1 protein-coding gene is annotated in these 690 nt (G+C 38.6%); it reads left to right on the top strand.

Going from position 1 to position 690, the window contains the following annotated elements:
* Nucleotides 1–107 precede the first annotated feature (107 nt).
* Nucleotides 108–500, top strand: coding sequence for a hypothetical protein (locus tag HII16_RS16640; RefSeq protein WP_169131963.1), 393 nt, complete (start codon nucleotides 108–110; stop codon nucleotides 498–500).
* Nucleotides 501–690: the final 190 nt, after the last annotated feature.

Below are 690 nucleotides of genomic sequence, written 5' to 3'. Positions count from 1 at the left end.
TTGGGCTGGTCTATGGGCTTTCATAACAAGCGGCAGCAAGCGGAAAAAATTTCCGCTCGTTCCTCGTTTCAATTTTCCCGCTGTGCCGGGCGTTAGGCATTCAAATCATGACGATGCGTTTTATTACATTATTGTTTCTATTTTTCTCGGCAAACGTGTTCGCGTGTTTTGCACCTATTCAAGGTGAAAAGTATGATGCGTTAGTCGAGATAACTAAGATAGGGAAAAATCACTACTCCTATGAATTTCCATCAGAAGTTAACGGATATAAAAATGACGGAACAGTAATATTGGCGCTATCTCAAAAAGAAAGAGGCTCAATCATGGCTGATAGCCCTCATCAGGAAATATTTCCCAAAGAAGTAAATGGAAAAATGAAAGGTGAATTTACCATTCCAGCTAATGAGGAAAATGGTTTTCTGATTGTTTCATGGCCTCCAAAAGAAGAGTGTTGTATGTGTGCAATTTTGGGGTTTTCAAAGTTGGTAAATAGAGAGTGAATGCCTAACAAGCCATTCAAGCAGGACTTTTAACAGTTGGTTAGGTTCCGCTTCGCTTCACATTTTAACCAACAATTAAAAGCCTCTTAATGGGGCGTTAAGTTGCTATGGAGATAATATGCCGCTTAAGATTGATCATTTAACTTTTTTGGTTACATCATTAGAAGAAAGTATGCCGTATTACGATAAA

This window comes from Thalassotalea sp. Y01 (assembly GCF_012932945.1).
Taxonomy (GTDB): domain Bacteria; phylum Pseudomonadota; class Gammaproteobacteria; order Enterobacterales; family Alteromonadaceae; genus Thalassotalea_A.
The sequence above is the reverse complement of the archived record's forward strand: the minus strand, read 5'-3'. Positions and strand labels throughout refer to the sequence as shown.

Excerpts from the sequence above, each read along its gene's own strand:
- HII16_RS16640 (WP_169131963.1), top strand. The coding sequence starts at position 108 with ATGACGATGCGTTTTATTACATTATTGTTTCTATTTTTCTCGGCAAAC.